Consider the following 16,296-nt stretch of genomic DNA (forward strand, 5'->3'; position numbering starts at 1 on the left):
ACTCAGGGACATAGCTTCTCTACGCTCCGTGACTGTGAACGGAGTTGTGAACACGGGGCGCACACAAGTAGGTGCGGAGTGTGCTCGAACGGTCTCCGGGTGACCGGGACTTGATCCGCTACTCGGTTGTCAGGACGACGTTGCCGAGGGGTTCCCCGGCGACATAACGGGTCAGTTGGGCGGCGAGCAGGCGTTTGGCGCGAGGCAGGAAGGCGGAGGTCGATCCGCCCACGTGCGGGCTGATGAGTACTCCAGGAGCGTGCCACAGGGGGTGACCTGCGGGCAGCGGTTCCGGGTCGGTGACATCGAGGGCGGCGGTGATCCTGCCGGACTCCAGTTCGGCCAGGAGCGCCTTGGTGTCGACGACGGGGCCGCGGGCCACGTTCACGAGGAGGGCGCCGTCCTTCATGCGGGCCAGGAAGTCGCCGTTCACCAGGCCACGGGACGCGTCGGTGAGGGGCGTGGAGAGGATGACCACGTCGGCGTCGGGCAGCAGCGCCGACAGTTCGGCGAGCGGGTGCACGGGGCCGCGCTCCGTGGCACGGGCAGAGCGCGCGACGCGCGCCACCCGCGCGCACTCGAAGGGGGTGAGCCGGTCCTCGATGGCGGAACCGATCGATCCGTATCCCACGATCAGCACGGACTTGTCGGCGAGAGCCGGGTAGAACCCGGACCGCCAGTCCTCCTGGCGCTGTCCTTCCACGAAGCGGGGGATTCCGCGCAGTGCCGCGAGGGTGAGGGTGAGCGCCAGCTCGGCCGTGCTGGCCTCGTGCACTCCCTTGGCATTGCACAGCCGCACGCCGGGCGCGAGGAACTTGAGCCCGCCCTCGACGTGGTCGATGCCCGCGGTGAGTGTCTGTACGGCGCGTACGGACGTCATCTCGGGCAGCGGTCGTACGGAGGTCTCCGCACCCTTGAGATAGGGCACCGCGTAGAACACGCAGTCGGCGGGGTCCGCGGGGAAGTCCGGGCCACCGTCCCAGAAGCGGTAGTTGAGCCCGGCTTCGGCCGCTGCGGGCAGGCCTTCGATCTCGTCCGCGGCATAGGGGAGCCATACATCTGTCGTCATGGTCAGGAGGCTAATGCGCGGAGGCCGCACGCCGCGTGGCCGGAGGCAGAGGTTACGTTGGGGGCCGCTCGGACATGAGGTGGAGGGCACGGCCAGGTGGACCGCAGGACGATCGGCGCGGCAGCGCTCGAGGTGGGTGCGGTCGGGCTCGGCTGCATGCCGATGAGCTGGGCGTACACCGGCTCACGGCAGCGGGGCGAGGAATCGCTGCGCACCGTGCACGCCGCGCTGGATCAGGGCTCGACCCTGCTGGACACGGCGGACATGTACGGGCCGTTCACCAACGAGCTGTTGGTGGGCAGGGCGTTGAAGGAGCGGCGGGCCGAGGCCTTCGTGTCCACCAAGTGCGGGCTCTTGGTGGGCGAGCAGCACATCGTCGCCAACGGCCGCCCCGGCTATGTGAAGCGCGCCTGTGACGCCTCGCTGCGGCGGCTGCAGACCGAGACGATCGACTTGTACCAGCTGCACCGCGCCGATCCCGAGGTGGCCGTCGAGGAGACCTGGGGCGCGATGGCGGAGCTCGTCGGCGCGGGCAAGGTGCGGGCGCTCGGGCTGTGTGCGGTAGGGGCCCGTGCCTCGCGGCGTGAGGGCAGAGGGCTGCACGAGGGGACGATCCGGCAGCTGGAGCGGGTCCAGCAGGTGTTTCCGGTCAGCGCGGTGGAGGCCGAGCTGTCGGTGTGGTCGCCGGAGGCCCTGGAGGCGCTGCTGCCGTGGTGCGCGGCCCGCGGGGTCGGCTTCCTGGCGGCGATGCCGCTGGGGAATGGTTTCCTCACCGGGACGCTGACGCCGGGGCAGGGCTTCGAGCCGGACGACGTGCGGGCCCGGCACCCCCGTTTCACCGCCGAGATGATGGCCGCGAACCAGCCGCTGGTGGTGGGCCTGCGCCGGGTGGCCGAGCGGCACGGGGCGACCCCGGCGCAGGTGGCGCTCGCCTGGGTGCTCGCGCAGGGCCGTGACGTGGTGCCGGTCCCGGGGGCCAAGCGGGAGCGCTGGGCGGTGCAGAACGCGGGGGCGGCGTCGATACGGCTCACCGGGGCGGATCTGGCCGAGATCGCGGCACTGCCGTCGGCGATGGGATCCTGGGAGTGACGACGTCCGCACGTCCGTGAAGCGGGGTTCCGCGAGTCCGTGCAGCGGGGTTGGGAACCTGCGGGGACCGAGCGGTGTATGAACAGTAGAAGCGCTGCGTCGAAGGGACCTGATCGTGCAACGACCTGCTGTCACAGCCGCATTGGCTGCCGCCGCCCTGGTGCTCACGGCCGGTTGTTCGTCCGGGGGCTCGGACACGCCGGACAACGGGAAGAGCGCCGAGTCGCGCCCCGCCCAGTCGGACGGGACGTCCTCGGGAAAGCCGCGCGCCGGCGCCGCCCCGCCGGAGAAGGGGTCGGCTTCGGTCACCAAGACACTCACCGAGAACCTCAAGTCGCCGTGGGGCCTCGCACCGCTCCCCGGCGGGGACCTGCTGGTGTCCTCACGCGACGAGGGGACCATCACCCGCGTCGACGGCGAGACGGGCAAGAAGACCGAGCTGGGCCCGGTCCCCGGTGTCTCCCCCGCCGGCGAGGGCGGCCTGATGGGCTTGGCGATCTCGCCCTCGTACGCATCGGACCACATGGTCTACGCGTACTTCACCACCGAGTCGGACAACCGCATCGCCCGCATGCTGTACGACGAGAAGAAGCCCACCGGCCAGCAGCTGGGCGCTCCCGACACGGTCTTCAAGGGCATCCCCAAGGGAGTGGTCCACAACGGCGGCCGGATCGCCTTCGGCCCGGACAAGATGCTGTACGCGGGCACGGGCGAGACGGGTGACACCGGCCTGGCCCAGGACAAGAAGTCGCTGGGCGGCAAGATCCTGCGCCTGACCCCGGACGGCGACCCGGCCCCCGACAACCCCTTCGGCGACTCCCCCGTCTATTCGTACGGGCATCGCAACGTGCAGGGCCTGGCCTGGGACGAGGAGAAGCGGCTCTGGGCGGCGGAGTTCGGCCAGGACACGTGGGACGAGCTGAACGAGATCAAGGCCGGCGACAACTACGGCTGGCCGGAGGTCGAGGGCAAGGGCGACGAGGAGGGCTTCAACGACCCGGTGGCCCAGTGGAAGACCTCGGAGGCCTCCCCCAGCGGCATTGCCTACGCCGAGGGCTCGGTCTGGATGGCGGGCCTGCGCGGCGAGCGCCTCTGGCGGATTCCGGTGCGCGGGGTGGAGGGCACCGTGGAGCCCCAGTCCTTCCTGAAGGGCGAGCACGGCCGCCTGCGCACGGTCGTCGCCGCGAGCGGGGACAAGCTGTGGCTGGTGACGAACGAGACCGATTCCCGGGGCACACCGGAGAAGGGGGACGACAAGATTCTCGAGGTGACGGTGAAGTAGGGCTTAGGAGAGATAGGGCTTCAGCGAGAAAGGGCTTCAGGGCTTGCGGGTCACCGGGCGTGCGGGCCGCTTCTCGGGCGAGTGAGCGGTGCCGGGCTCGGCGTCGGGCTCGGCGTTGGCGGCGTCCACCACGGGGTCCGGCTCGGGCGCCAAGTCGGGCTCTGGCTCCGCGTCCGGTTCTGGATCCCGCACGGCTTCCGTCTCCGCCTGCTGTGGCACCCTCACCACCACCTTGCCCGAGGTCAGGTCTATCGGGCCGCGGCCCGGGTCGCCGTCGGCCACGTCGACCCGGCTCAGCTCCAGCCGCTTCTGCTCGTCGTGCGTGTGTTTGCGGCCGGGCTGGAAAAGCTCCATCGGGTTGAACACTGCGCCTCCTGGCGGCCGGGTTCCTCCTACCAGCGTAAGCGAGCGCTTGCGAAACCCTCCGGGGCCGGGAAAGCCCAGGTCAGCTGGCGGACTGGGTGCGTTCGGCGGGGAACAGGCGCAGGCGGTGGGCCAGGGCCGCAGCCTCGCCCCGGCCGGCCACGCCCAGCTTGGCGAGGATGTTGGAGACGTGGACGCTCGCCGTCTTCGGGGAGATGAAGAGTTCCTCGGCGATCTGGCGGTTGCTGCGGCCCGCGGCGACGCGGCGGAGCACGTCCCGCTCCCTGCTGGTGAGGCCGAGCGCCTCGGCGGGGTCGACCGGGGTGAGGTGCGGGCTCGCGGTCTCCTCGTCGTGCAGGGTGAGGCGGGCACGCTGGGCGAGCCCGGTGATGGACTCGGCGAGGGGGCGGGCTCCCAGCCGCTCGGCGACCTCGCGAGCCTGTCGCAGCAGCCCGGCGGCTCGCTCCCGATCCGCTTCGGCGCCTACGCCCGCGGAGGTCGCGAGGAGGGACTCGGCGAGGCGGAGGCGGGCGCGGGCCAAGTCGTAGGGGCGATCGACGGGTTCGAGCGCGGTGACCGTGGCCGACCAGTCGGCGGGGGTGTCGCGGTCCTCGGCGCGCAGGAGCTCGGCGCGGACCCACTTCTCGTACGCGGCCCAGACCGGCACGGGTGCGGGGAGCTTCTTCGCGGCTCGGCGGATGCTGTCGATGGTCTCGGTCCTGCCGGGCTCGGCGGCGGGCAGGCCGCGCGTATCGGCCTCCGAGGTGGCGGCGCCGAGGAGCAGGGGCCAGGCGTAGCGCTGGGTGCCGGGCGGGAAGCCCTTGGCCAGGGCGTTCTCGAGCTCGGCGCGTGCCGCGGCGCAGGCCGCCGCGCGGTCGGGGCCGGCCGCCGCGATGCCGAGGGCGGCGTTGAGCATGGGCAGGGAGTACTGCGGCATGCGTTCGTGCGAGCCGTAGTGCCCCCGGGCCGTGGCGAGTTGGGCGGCGGCTTCGGCCAAGTTGCCCCGGCCGAGCGCGATGACGGCGAGCTGCAGGGCCGCGCCGCCCCGCGGCTTGACGCTGAGCGCGCCGCGGCGGGCCGCCTCGGAGGCCTCGACCGCCGCGTCCCAACGGCCCAGCGAGAACAGCGTTTCCGCCTTGTTGACCTGGACCCAGCTCTCGGTGTCCGTGAGGCCGTACTTCCGGCAGAGCGCGATGCCTTGGTCGCCGATCTCCAGGGCTTCGAGCGAGCGGCCCGCCCCTTCGAGCACGGACGGCAGGTTGACGTGAATGTGCGGGACCCGGGAGACCAGGCCGGGCGGTTCCACGCACCGGTCCCTGACCGCGTACATCTCGGCGAGGCCCTGCTCGACGTCGCCCGCGTCGACCAGGAGACCGCCGTAGATGAGCCGCGCGTTGAGTTCGATCTCCTCGGCCTTGACCATCCGGGCGTATTCCACGGCGCGTTGGGCCGCCGCCAGGGTCTTGGCGCCGGGGTTGTGGAGCATGCCCCAGGAGGCGACGTTGGTCAGCACCTCGGCGTGCACCTCGGACGGCGGCAGGCCGCGGACCAGTTCCTGCGCGGTGGCTATCTCCGCCCAGCCGTCGCCGCGGCCGAGGGTAGAGGTGAGCCGGGAGCGCTGGATCCAGAACCAGGCAGCGCGCAGGGGGTCGTGCTCGTCCTCGAGCAGCCGCAGCGCACGCTTGGTGATCTTCAGGGCGCGTTCCCGCTCCCCGCAGAGGCGGCCGGCGACGGCGGCCTCCGCCATGAGGTCGAGGTAGCGCAGGGGGGTGGTTTCGGGGTCGCAGCCGCAGGGAGGGTAGACCTCGGCGTAGTCGAGGGGGCGCAGTTCGAGGCGGATGGTCTCGGGGGCGTCGTCCCACAGCTCCATCGCCCGTTCGAGGAGGCGCAGTTGCTCGGAGTACGCATAGCGGCGGCGGGCTTCGACGGAGGCCCGCAGGACGGCGGGGAGCGCCTTCGCCGCGTCGTGTGCGTGGTACCAGTAGCTGGCGAGGCGGGCGGCGCGCTGGTCGGCGGCGACGAGTGAGGGGTCGGCTTCGAGGGCCGTGGCGAAGCGGCGGCTGATCCGGGAGCGCTCACCGGGCAGCAGGTCGTCGCCGACGGCCTCGCGGACCAGGGAGTGCCGGAAGCGGTAGCCGTCGCCGTCGGGCGACGGCAGCAGGATGTTGGCGCCGACCGCGGCCCGCAGCGCCTCGATCAGGTCGTCCTCCGCGAGCCCCGCGACGGCGGCGAGCAGCGGGTGCTCGACGGTCGAGCCGCCCTCGGCGACGATCCTGGCCACCCGCTGGCTGTCCTCGGGCAGCTCCTCGACGCGGACGAGAAGGAGGTCGCGCAGGGAGTCCGAAAGGCTCGCGCAGCTGCTGCCGTGCGAGGCGACCGCGAGCTCCTCGACGAAGAAGGCGTTGCCGTCCGAGCGGTCGAAGACATCGTCCACCAGGGTCTGCGCGGGCTCGGTGCTGAGGATGCCGGCCATCTGCCGGGCCACTTCGCCCTTGCTGAAGCGGGCGAGTTCGATGCGGCGCACCGTGCGCAGGCGGTCCAGCTCGGCGAGGAGGGGACGCAGCGGGTGGCGGCGGTGGATGTCGTCGGCGCGGTAGGTCGCGACGACGACGAGGCGGCCGCTGCGCAGCGTACGGAAGAGGTACGCGAGGAGGTGCCGGGTCGAGGCGTCGGCCCAGTGCAGGTCCTCGAGGGCGATGACCACGGGGCGGTCGGCGGCGAGGCGTTCCAGGAGGCGGACGGTCAGCTCGAAGAGCCGGGCCATGCCTTCCTCGTCGTGGTGGGCGTCGGTGCCCCGGCGGCGCTGCGGTGCCTCGCCCAGTTCGGGCAGGAGCCGGGCGAGTTCGCCCTCCTGGTCGGCGACCGCGGCGTCCACCTCGCCGGGGAGCTGGCGGCGCAGGGAACGCAGGGCGCTGGAGAAGGGGGCGAAGGGAAGGCCCTCCGCGCCGATCTCGACGCAGCCGCCGAGTGCGACGACGGCGCCTTCGGCGCAGGCCGCGGCGGTGAACTCCTCGATGAGGCGGGTCTTGCCGACGCCCGCCTCACCGCCGAGCAGCAATGCCTGCGGCTCGCCCGTGCCGGGGGTGGTCCCCTTGGCACGGGCGAGTGCGTCGTTCAATACGCCCAGCTCGTCGGAACGGCCGACGAACACGGGGCTTACGGACCTGGTCTCCACAGCGGTGAGCATCGCACAGGGTGCGGGCGTCACGGCAGCGGATATTCCGAGGGCAGAAGACCTCGCGCTCATCAGGCGGCCCGGGTGGCGCGGGTCCTCCGCCACTGGCCGGTGCTCACCCGCCCCTCGGATTCGTGACGCGCCGAGCGGCGGCGGGCCGCCTTGGCCTCACGTGCCTCACGGAGGAGGCGGCGGCGGTCGGCCTCACGGGCGAGGTCGGCGGCGCGGAGCTGGTGCATCTCGTACTCGAACATTGCGACTCCCTGAGCTGGTGTGACGTCCGGTTTCCGGCTTCGCTTCCTGCGATGCCTTTACTTTCGTCTCCCAGGCAGGGCCGGCACATCGGGAGAGTGCCGCATCTTGCGGGGGCGGGGGGCCTTAGAGGGGTGAGGGGGGTCCTTAGGGAGCCTTACGGAAACGGAAACGCCGGTGGGGCTCGAGTCAGCCCCACCGGCGTTCTGCACACTTCGCGGCCGTCAGAGCGGCCCCGCTGCCATCAACTCGTCGACGGCAGCCCGTAGATCAGGTCCGAGTACTTCGCGATGGCAAGGAGCAGGCCGATGACGCCCAGGGCGACACCCGCCCAGGCCACCGACTTGATCCACGGCGCCTGCACCTGGTCGGGCGCGCCGAACGCGGGCCGCACCAGGACGACGAAGCCGACGACCAGCGCGGCGAGCGCGAAGGCTCCGGCGATCAGCGCCGTGACCTGCCAGGAGTCGCCGTACAGCGCCTGGATCTGGTCGGCGACGCTCGCCGACTGCTTGGTCTCCAGCTGCCCGACGATGTTCGCGCGGGCCGCTGCGACCGTGCCGAGCCAGCCCCCGGACAGGCCGATCACACCGAGAGCCGCCGAGACGACAGCCGCGGCGCCCTGGAACACGCCACCGGACCTGGCCGGAGCGACCTCCTCGACCACGACGAGCTCATCGGCGTCGTCGGCCTCGACCGCGTCCGCCTTGGTGGTGTCCGCCTTCGTGACGCCCGTGGCGCCCGTGGCGTCAGCGGTCTCCGCGGCCTCCGGCTCTGCGGGCTTCGCGGCCGCCTCGGCCGCGGTCTCATCCTCTGTCTTGGTTCCCATGCCCCGCACCGTACGGACGGAGTCTGAGAGCTTTCTTAACGAGCCGATTCCCCGGCTTTCGCGGCCTCGCGCGCCTTGCGCCACTCCGGCGCGAGCACCGACCACACCTCCATGTCGTGCCGCACCCCCTGCCAGGGAAAGCACTCCCGCAGCACCCCGTCCCTGGTCATTCCGAGCCGCTGGGCCACCGCCTTGCTGCGGTCGTTCGCCGTGGAGACCATCCACTCCACGCGGTGCATCCCGCGCTCGTCCACCGCCCAGTCGATGAGGACCCGGCTCGCCCTGGTGATCAGGCCACGCCCCGCGGCCGAAGGCTCCAGCCAGACGCCGACCTCGCAGCTCTCCATGGCCGTGTCGAAGATCCGGAAGAGCACTCCGCCGACGAGCGTGCCGTCCAGCCAGATGCCGTACAGGCGGCCGGTGTCGGCGGCCTGCCTGTCGGCGAACATCTGGAGCATCTCCCGCGCCGATTCCAGGTCCTTCGTCCGCACGGTCAGGGGCACCCACGGCCCCGCGTACTCCCGCGCGCGCTCGATGTGCGTGAGGAACTCCTGCGCCTGCCACGGCTCGATGGGCCGCAGCTCAGCGCCCTCGCCCAGCGATATCGCGAACATCCCGCTCCTTCAATCCGTCCGGCACCACGCCCGGGGCGTCCCGCGCGTCCCGTTGCCCCCGGATCCTCGCACTCACGACGGACGTATTCGAGCGACATTCCGGCGGCTCGATGCTGATGCGCGGCAGCAGGCGGTCCAGGCCCCGCGGCAGCCACCAGTTGGCGCCGCCCAACATGTGCATCAGCGCAGGCACGAGGAGCGTGCGCAGGACGAACGCGTCGAGCGCGACCGCGGCGGCGAGGCCGATGCCGAACATCGCGATGACCCGGTCGCCGCTCAGGACGAAGGCGAGGAAGACCGAAATCATGATCACGGCAGCGGAGTTGATCACGCGGCTCGTCTCGGCGAGGCCCACGCGGACGGCCCGCCGGTTGTCGCCGGTCTCCAGCCACTCCTCGTACATCCGGCTGACCAGGAAGACCTGGTAGTCCATCGAGAGCCCGAAGAGGACGGACACCATGATCACGGGCAGGAAGGGTTCGATCGGTCCGGCCGAGCCGAGGCCGAGCAGCTCGCTCCCCCAGCCCCACTGGAAGATCGCGACGACGACCCCGAAGGCGGACGCCACCGCCGCCACGTTCATCGCGGCGGCCTTCAGGGGGATGCCGATGGACCGGAAGGCGAGAAGCAGCAGGACACAGCCGAGGCCGATGACCACGCCGACGAAGAGCGGCAGCTTGCCGACGATGATCTCCGCGAAGTCGTCGTAGCTCGCCGTGACACCGCCCACCTCCAGGTCGAGCGAGGTGTCGGCCTCGGCCCTCGGCAGCACGTCGTCGCGCAGCCGGTCGACGAGATCGCTGGTCCGCTCGGACTGCGGAGAGGAGTTGGGTACGACGGTGATGTGGGCGACCGTGCCGTCGGCGTCGTACGTGACGGGGCTGACGGAGGCGACGCCCTCGGTCGATTCCAGCGTGGGGACGAGGTTGGTCAGGGCGAACCGGTCGCCCGCTCCCGCGACGTCCGTGACGAGGGTGAGGGGGCCGTTCACGCCGGGGCCGAAGCCGTCGGCGAGCAGGTCGTAGGCCTGCCGGGTGGTGGTCGACGCCGGGTTGTTGCCCTGGTCGGACGTGCCCAGGTGCAAGGAGAGCGTGGGCAGCGCGAGCAGCGCCATCACGGCGACGGCGACCCCGCCGAGCAGCTTCGGGTGCCGCTCCACGAACGCGGACCAGCGGGCGGCGAGCCCGGTGGGCAGCTCCGGGGCCGGTCCGTGCTCGGCGAGGGCACGCCGTTCGCGGCGGCTGAGCGCGCGCGGGCCGATCCAGGACAGGAGCGCCGGGAGCAGGGTCACCGACGCGGCGACGGTGAGGAGCACCGTCAGCGAGCCCGCGATCGCGACGCCGTTGAGGAAGCTGAGTCGCAGGATGAGCATGCCGAGCAGCGCGATGCACACGGTGGCGCCCGCGAAGACGACCGCGCGCCCGGTGGTGGCGACAGCGCGCTCGGCGGCGACGGCCACGGGAAGGCCCTGCTTGAGGCCCTTTCGGTGTCTGGTCACGATGAACAGCGCGTAGTCGATGCCGACGCCGAGCCCGATCAGGGTGCCCAGCATCGGGGCGAAGTCCGCGACGGTCATGAAGTGACCGAGCAGCACGATGCCCGCGTAGGCCGTGCCGACCGACACCAGCGCGGTGGCGATGGGCAGGATCGAGGCGGCGAGCGAGCCGAAGGCGACGAAGAGCACGACGGCGGCGACGGCGACCCCGACGATCTCGGCGGTCTGCGCGCTCTTGGACTCGGTGAGGCCGACGGCGCTGCCGCCGAGCTCGACGTCCAGGCTGTCCGAATCGGCGGCCTTCGCGGTGTCGACGAGGGCCTGGGCGTCCGCCTTGCCGACGGCGTCGGCCTGTTCGTGGAAGGTGACGTTCGCGTACGCGATGCGCCCGTCGTCACTGATCTGTGCGGCGCCGCGCCCCTCGTACGGACTGCTGACGGAGGCCACCGCCGGCATGTCCTCGATGCTGTCGAGGGTGTCGGTCATCGTCTGCTCGACGTCGGCCGCGCGCACGGTGGTGCCCGCCTCGGTCTTCCAGACCACGGTGTTGCTGTCCCCGCCGAGGCCTTCGAATCCCTCGTTCAGGAGCTGGGTCGCACGGCCGGACTCGGTGCCCGGCACCTCGTAGTTGTTCGAGTACGCGGAGCCTGCGACGGCCGCGGCGCTCGCGGCGCCGGCGAGGGCGACGATCCAGAGCAGAACTGCGAGGAGGCGGTGCTGCACACACCACCGTGCGAGTGCTGCCACAGACCGGCTCCCTGATGTGATTCGTGGATCTTTATCGGGAACCGTCTTGAATGACCTGAACAGCCCGCAAAGAACGTATGAGCGATGACATAAGCGCCAAGGACACTTTGACAGGACCTGGAGATCGTTGGTCCGGTTCGTGGGTTACCTCACAAGAGCACAAAGGGTGTACGAGGCCCCACCCGGACCTCGCACACCCTGAGAAGTTCACACCCTGAGACGTGAGGGCTTCAGCCCGATACGCTCGCGCGTCCGTCCTCTATGTGCCCCATCAGGCGCCGCCGGAAGGCGGGCTCGCCCGCGGCCGTGACCTCGACGTCGTACCAGCCGTGCTCGTCGTCCGTCCGCCAGGCGAGCGTGCGGCTGCTGCCCGCCTTCACCCGGACGATCCGCGTCCGCTTCCTGACGTCGTCCTCGTCCACGTATCCGACCGGCTCGACCGTGAAGACGAGCTCCTTGCGCCCCCGGTTGGCCAGGGTCATGTGGAGCTCGCGGCGGGTGATCGCGGAGGCCAGTTGCGCGCCGCCGCCCTTGCCGCCCGCGAACTCGCGCCGGAAGCCGTTCGGTCCCGTGATCGTGAAGGCGTACGCGTCCTCGGGCGCCGGAACGGTCCAGGAGCCCTGGCGTACGACGTCCTGGTGCTGCGGGGCCGTGAACTCACCGGCGTACGGGTAGAGCGCGAAGTGCGCGCTGGAGGGCCCTCCGTTGCGCAGCCGCACCGAGAGAGCACCGCTCTCCCCCGGCTTCACGTATGCGTCGGGCTGGTAGGGCAGCGGGCGGGCGCGGCGCGTGCCCGGCTCCTGGACCGGCATCGACTGCTTCAGGGGCGGCTGCGGGGACCAGCGGCCGCTGAACTCCGGGATGGCGCCGGGCTGCTCCACCTCGGGCTGCCGGTGGCCGCGCCGGAAGTCGAAGGCGCCGGTGAGGTCGCCGGTGACCTTGCGGCGCCAGGCGCTGATGTTGGGTTCCTTGATGCCGGTCCACTTCTCCAGGAAGCGCACGACGGAGGTGTGGTCGAAGACTTCCGAGCAGACGTAGCCGCCGACGGTCCAGGGCGAGACGACGAGCATGGGGACGCGGACGCCGAGGCCGGTCGGCCTCCCCTCCCAGCGCTCCTCCTGGTCCTCGGGAGAGTCCGTGCCGGGCACGGGCGGCGGGACGTGGTCGAAGAAGCCGTCGTTCTCGTCGTAGTTGATGAAGACTGCGGTGCGCCGCCAGACCTCGGGGTGCGAGGCGAGGGCGTCCAGGACCTTGTAGACGATGGTCGCGCTGTGGATCGGCGAGGAGACGCTGGGGTGCTCGGAGTCCACGGCGGACGGCACCAGGTAGCTGACCTTGGCCAGCTTGCCGCCGGCGACGTCCTTGGCGAACTCCTCGGCGAGCTTGCCGGTGGGCACGCGCCGCAGACCGCGCTCGAAGAGCGACTTCTCCTTCTTGGTGAGGGTGGCGACCCCCTCCTCCAGGGTGGCGAGCAGCTTCGCGCGCTCGGCGTCGTCCTTGGCGTCGCGCACCTTGGCGTAGAAGGCCTCCATGAAGGTGAGGCCGGTCTGGGCGAGGACCTTGCGGGCGATGGCCTTGAAGGTGGTGAAGAACTCGATCTGGTTGTCGGTGAAGTTCTCCCACTCGGTGTACGTCTGCCAGCTCACGCCCGCCTTCTCCAGGCGCTCGGCGTAGGTCCCCCAGTCGTAGCCGGGGTGCGTGCCCTCGGCGTAGGCGTCGTTCTCGACGGCGCGGCTGCCATCCGCCTCGAAGCCGGTCTTGCCGCTCCACAGGTGGTTGCGGTTGGGGCTCGTGGAGGTGTGGATGGAGGAGTGGTAGGCGTCGCAGACGGTGAAGGTGTCGGCGAGTTCGTAGTGCAGCGGGATGTCGTCGCGCGTGTAGTACGCCATGGTCGCCGCGGTCTTGGCGGTGATCCAGCCGTCCGTCCAGCCGTCGTGCCAGGCCTTGAAGCCGCCGCTCCAGGAGTGGTCGAGGGCGCCGATGTACTGCAGGTCCTTCTTCTGGGCCGCCGCGGCCTCGCGGACCGGGAAGGGCATGACGGTGCGCAGCACGCCCGGCTGTTCGAACACGTACTTCCCGCTCGGGAGCCGGATGGCGTTGCGGTCGCCGAAGCCGCGTACGCCCCGCAGGGCGCCGAAGTAGTGGTCGAAGGACCTGTTCTCCTGCATCAGGATGACGACGTGCTCGATCGAGTCGAGCCCGCCGCTGCCGGGTTTGTGCCGGTCCTGCGCCAGTGCCTGCTGCAACGACGGGGGCAGGAAGGATCCGACGGCGGCGGCGCCGAGTGCGCCACCGCCGACCGCCATCAGTCGCCTGCGGGAAATCTCCGGGGACACGTCACGACCTCCAGTCGACGGTCAATGGTTCTCCGCTGATCCATTGACCTGCTCGGCCGGGACGGTAGTGAAGTCTGGTTTCGCTGTGAAGACTTGGGGACGAAGTCGGTATGAACGCATGCCCGGGGCTCAGGCGCCGATCAGCAGCCCGGCCCAGAGCGCGACGGTCGACGCCGCCAGCGCGACCGGCACGGACAGCACGCCGAGGCGGGTGAAGGTGCCCAACTCGGCGTCCGTGCCGTGCTCGTGCAGGATGCGGCGCCACAGCAGCGTGGCGAGCGAGCCGACGTAACTCAGGTTCGGGCCGATGTTGACGCCGATCAGGGCGGCGAGGACGGGGCCGGGCCCGGCGGGCGCGACGGCGGGCAGCAGCGCCAGGATCGCCGGCAGGTTGTTGATGAGGTTGGCGAGTACGGCGGCGAGGCCCGCGATCGCGAGCAGCGCGGGCAGCGAGGCGCCGTCCGGCAGGAGCCACTCGATGCCGGAGCCGAGGCCGTTGTCGACGACCGCCTTGACGACAATGCCGAGCGCGAGGACGAACAGGCAGAAGAGGGGGCTCGCGGAGCGGACGAGTGCGGTGGCGCTCGTACGGCGTCGCAGCAGCGCACGGCCCGCGAGGACGACGGCCCCGGCGAGGGCGGCCCACAGGGGTTCCGCTCCGACCAGCGAGGTGCCGACGAACCCGGCGAGCGTGAGCCCGAGGACGACGAGCGTGAAGACCGGTACGGGGGTCGGTTCGACCTCCTTGGCCTCTTCGGCACCCGCGTCCAGATCGGCGGCGAAGTACCGCCGGAAGGCGAGGTATTCGATCCCGATGGCGACCAGCCAGGGCAACGCCATCAGGAACGCGAACCGGGTGAAGGTGAGCCCGCTGGCGGTGAGGGCGAGGAGGTTGGTGAGGTTGGAGACGGGGAGCAGGAGCGAGGCCGAGTTGGCGAGGTGGGCGGTGGCGTAGACGTGCGGCCGCGGCCTCGCGCCGACGCGGGCGGCGGTGGCGAAGACGACCGGCGTGAGCAGGACGACGGTGGCGTCGAGGCTGAGTACGGCGGTGACCGCGGCGGCCACGCCGAAGACCCCGCCGAGCAGCGCCCGGGTCCGCCCGCCGCAGAGCCGGGCGACGAGATCCCCGGCGGCGGCGAAGAGCCCGTCGTCGGCGCAGAGTTGGGCGAGCACGAGCACGGCGGCGAGGAACCCGACCACGGGCAGCAGGCTCTGCACCTCGGCGAGCGCGTGCTCCGGCGAGACGGCCCCGACCCCCACGACGATCCCGGCGGCGGGCAGCGCGGCGGCGGCCTCGGGCCACTGCTTGGGCCGTATGACGGCGAACGCGAGCACGGCGAGCAGCAGGCCGACGGAGAGGGTCTCGGCGGTGACGGTGTTCAGGGGGACGCTCCGTGGCCCGGTGGGCGGGGGGTCGAACAGCACCCCGCCCACCCACTCGATCGCTCCGGGGCAATCGGGTGGGTGGGCGGGGAAGATCCGCCGCGAAGCGGCGGTTCAGGCCGTACCGGCGAGAGGACTCAGCCCTCCACGCCCAGCTTCTGCAGGATCAGTTCCTTGACGCGGGCCGCGTCCGCCTGACCCCGGGTGGCCTTCATGACCGCCCCGACCAGTGCGCCGGCGGCCGCGACCTTGCCGCTGCGGATCTTGTCCGCCACCCCGGGGTTACCGGCGATCGCTTCCTCCACGGCAGTGGACAGCGCGCCCTCGTCCGAGACGACCTTCAGGCCGCGCTTCTCGACGACCTCGTCCGGCGTACCCTCGCCCGCGAGGACACCCTCGAAGACCTGACGCGCCAGCTTGTCGTTCAGGTCGCCCTTGGTGACCAGCTCGGCGACCCTGGCGACCTGCACCGGGGTGACCGGCAGCTCGTCCAGCGCCCTGCCCGTCTCGTTGGCGTTACGGGCCAGCTCGCCCATCCACCACTTGCGCGCGGCCGCCGAGTCGGCGCCCGCCTCGATCGTGGCGACGATGGGGTCGACCGCACCGGCGTTCAGGATCGACTGCATGTCGTGCTCCGAGACACCCCACTCCTCGCGGAGGCGGTTACGGCGCACGCGCGGCATCTCGGGGAGGCCGGCACGCAGTTCCTCGACCCACGTACGGGCCGGGGCGACGGGGACGAGGTCGGGCTCCGGGAAGTACCGGTAGTCCTCGGCGTTGTCCTTGATGCGGCCCGACGTCGTGGAGCCGTCCTCCTCGTGGAAGTGACGGGTCTCCTGGATGATCGTGCCGCCCGAGTTCAGCACCGCGGCATGCCGCTGGATCTCGAAGCGCGCCGCACGCTCCACGGAACGGAGCGAGTTGACGTTCTTCGTCTCCGAGCGCGTACCGAACTCCTCGCGCCCGTGCGGCCGCAGGGAGAGGTTCACGTCGCAGCGCATCTGGCCCTTGTCCATCCGGGCCTCGGACACGTCAAGCGCCTTGATGACCTCGCGCAGCTCCGCGACGTACGCCTTGGCGACCTCGGGAGCCCGCTCGCCCGCACCCTCGATCGGCTTGGTGACGATCTCGATGAGCGGGATGCCGGCGCGGTTGTAGTCCAGGAGCGAGTGCGAGGCGCCGTGGATACGGCCCGTCGCGCCGCCCACGTGCGTGGACTTGCCGGTGTCCTCCTCCATGTGGGCGCGCTCGATCTCCACGCGGAAGACCTCGCCGTCCTCCAGCTGGACGTCCAGATAGCCGTTGAAGGCGATCGGCTCGTCGTACTGGGAGGTCTGGAAGTTCTTCGGCATGTCCGGATAGAAGTAGTTCTTCCGGGCGAAGCGGCACCACTCGGCGATCTCGCAGTTCAGCGCGAGACCGATCTTGATGGCGGACTCGACGCCGATCTCGTTGACCACCGGCAGCGCGCCGGGAAGGCCGAGACAGGTCGGGCAGGTCTGGCTGTTGGCGTCCTGCTTGAGCTCGGTGGAGCAGCCGCAGAACATCTTGGTCTTGGTGCCCAGCTCGACATGGACCTCAAGGCCCATGACGGGGTCGTACGTCGCGAGGGCATCCTCGTACGACACCAGGTCAGTCGTGACAGTCACGGTGAAACTTTCC

Annotated in this window: 12 protein-coding genes; 2 read left to right on the forward strand and 10 right to left on the reverse strand. The window is 71.1% G+C overall.

All coding sequences use genetic code 11. The annotated features are described in order from the left end of the window. Window positions 1-118: 118 nt before the first annotated feature. A complete protein-coding gene (locus tag ACIBCK_RS33085; RefSeq protein ID WP_399396223.1) occupies window positions 119-1,069 on the reverse strand; it encodes a 2-hydroxyacid dehydrogenase in 951 nt (316 codons plus the stop codon). Window positions 1,070-1,165: 96 nt separating this feature from the next. Between ACIBCK_RS33085 and ACIBCK_RS33090 the strand changes: the two genes are divergently transcribed. Further along, window positions 1,166-2,158, forward strand: a complete 993-nt coding sequence (locus tag ACIBCK_RS33090; protein ID WP_399396225.1) for an aldo/keto reductase — start codon at window positions 1,166-1,168, stop codon at window positions 2,156-2,158. A gap of 115 nt (window positions 2,159-2,273) precedes the next feature. Then, window positions 2,274-3,440: a PQQ-dependent sugar dehydrogenase gene (locus ACIBCK_RS33095; RefSeq protein ID WP_399396226.1), complete on the forward strand. Its 1,167-nt coding sequence runs from the start codon at window positions 2,274-2,276 to the stop codon at window positions 3,438-3,440. 36 nt (window positions 3,441-3,476) lie between these two features. Here the strand turns inward: ACIBCK_RS33095 and ACIBCK_RS33100 are convergent, their stop codons facing one another. The 9 genes from ACIBCK_RS33100 to gatB form a co-directional block, all read right to left on the reverse strand. After that, the gene (locus ACIBCK_RS33100) at window positions 3,477-3,806 is read right to left on the reverse strand and encodes a DUF6191 domain-containing protein (RefSeq protein WP_399396227.1); all 330 of its coding nucleotides are present in this window, start codon (window positions 3,804-3,806) and stop codon (window positions 3,477-3,479) included. 79 nt (window positions 3,807-3,885) lie between these two features. After that, entirely contained in the window at window positions 3,886-7,050 is a 3,165-nt protein-coding gene (locus ACIBCK_RS33105; RefSeq protein WP_399396228.1) for an AAA family ATPase, read from the reverse strand. Then, on the reverse strand, window positions 7,050-7,232 hold the full coding sequence (locus ACIBCK_RS33110) for a hypothetical protein (protein ID WP_399396230.1): 183 nt from the start codon (window positions 7,230-7,232) through the stop codon (window positions 7,050-7,052). Before ACIBCK_RS33110 ends, ACIBCK_RS33105 begins: the two co-directional genes overlap by 1 nt. A 242-nt stretch (window positions 7,233-7,474) precedes the next feature. Beyond that, complete coding sequence (locus tag ACIBCK_RS33115) at window positions 7,475-8,059, reverse strand: hypothetical protein (RefSeq protein WP_399396232.1); 585 nt, start codon at window positions 8,057-8,059, stop codon at window positions 7,475-7,477. A gap of 35 nt (window positions 8,060-8,094) precedes the next feature. Then, window positions 8,095-8,673, reverse strand: coding sequence for a GNAT family N-acetyltransferase (locus ACIBCK_RS33120; RefSeq protein WP_399396234.1), 579 nt, complete (start codon window positions 8,671-8,673; stop codon window positions 8,095-8,097). Further along, on the reverse strand, window positions 8,642-10,915 hold the full coding sequence (locus tag ACIBCK_RS33125) for an MMPL family transporter (protein ID WP_399396236.1): 2,274 nt from the start codon (window positions 10,913-10,915) through the stop codon (window positions 8,642-8,644). The genes ACIBCK_RS33120 and ACIBCK_RS33125 overlap by 32 nt, the downstream gene beginning before the upstream one ends. A gap of 230 nt (window positions 10,916-11,145) precedes the next feature. Continuing rightward, window positions 11,146-13,251, reverse strand: coding sequence for a phosphocholine-specific phospholipase C (locus ACIBCK_RS33130; RefSeq protein WP_399396237.1), 2,106 nt, complete (start codon window positions 13,249-13,251; stop codon window positions 11,146-11,148). A gap of 129 nt (window positions 13,252-13,380) precedes the next feature. Further along, window positions 13,381-14,676, reverse strand: coding sequence for an SLC13 family permease (locus ACIBCK_RS33135; RefSeq protein WP_399396239.1), 1,296 nt, complete (start codon window positions 14,674-14,676; stop codon window positions 13,381-13,383). A 95-nt stretch (window positions 14,677-14,771) separates the two neighbouring features. Beyond that, the gene (gatB, locus tag ACIBCK_RS33140; RefSeq protein ID WP_399396241.1) at window positions 14,772-16,283 is read right to left on the reverse strand and encodes an Asp-tRNA(Asn)/Glu-tRNA(Gln) amidotransferase subunit GatB; all 1,512 of its coding nucleotides are present in this window, start codon (window positions 16,281-16,283) and stop codon (window positions 14,772-14,774) included. Window positions 16,284-16,296 lie beyond the last annotated feature (13 nt).

The organism is Streptomyces sp. NPDC051218, from assembly GCF_044455475.1.
Taxonomy (GTDB): Bacteria; Actinomycetota; Actinomycetes; order Streptomycetales; family Streptomycetaceae; genus Streptomyces.

Coding starts and splice junctions, on each gene's coding strand:
- ACIBCK_RS33110 (WP_399396230.1), bottom strand. CDS start 7,232: ATGTTCGAGTACGAGATGCACCAGCTCCGCGCCGCCGACCTCGCCCGT.
- ACIBCK_RS33120 (WP_399396234.1), bottom strand. CDS start 8,673: ATGTTCGCGATATCGCTGGGCGAGGGCGCTGAGCTGCGGCCCATCGAG.
- ACIBCK_RS33115 (WP_399396232.1), bottom strand. CDS start 8,059: ATGGGAACCAAGACAGAGGATGAGACCGCGGCCGAGGCGGCCGCGAAG.
- ACIBCK_RS33085 (WP_399396223.1), bottom strand. CDS start 1,069: ATGACGACAGATGTATGGCTCCCCTATGCCGCGGACGAGATCGAAGGC.
- ACIBCK_RS33105 (WP_399396228.1), bottom strand. CDS start 7,050: ATGAGCGCGAGGTCTTCTGCCCTCGGAATATCCGCTGCCGTGACGCCC.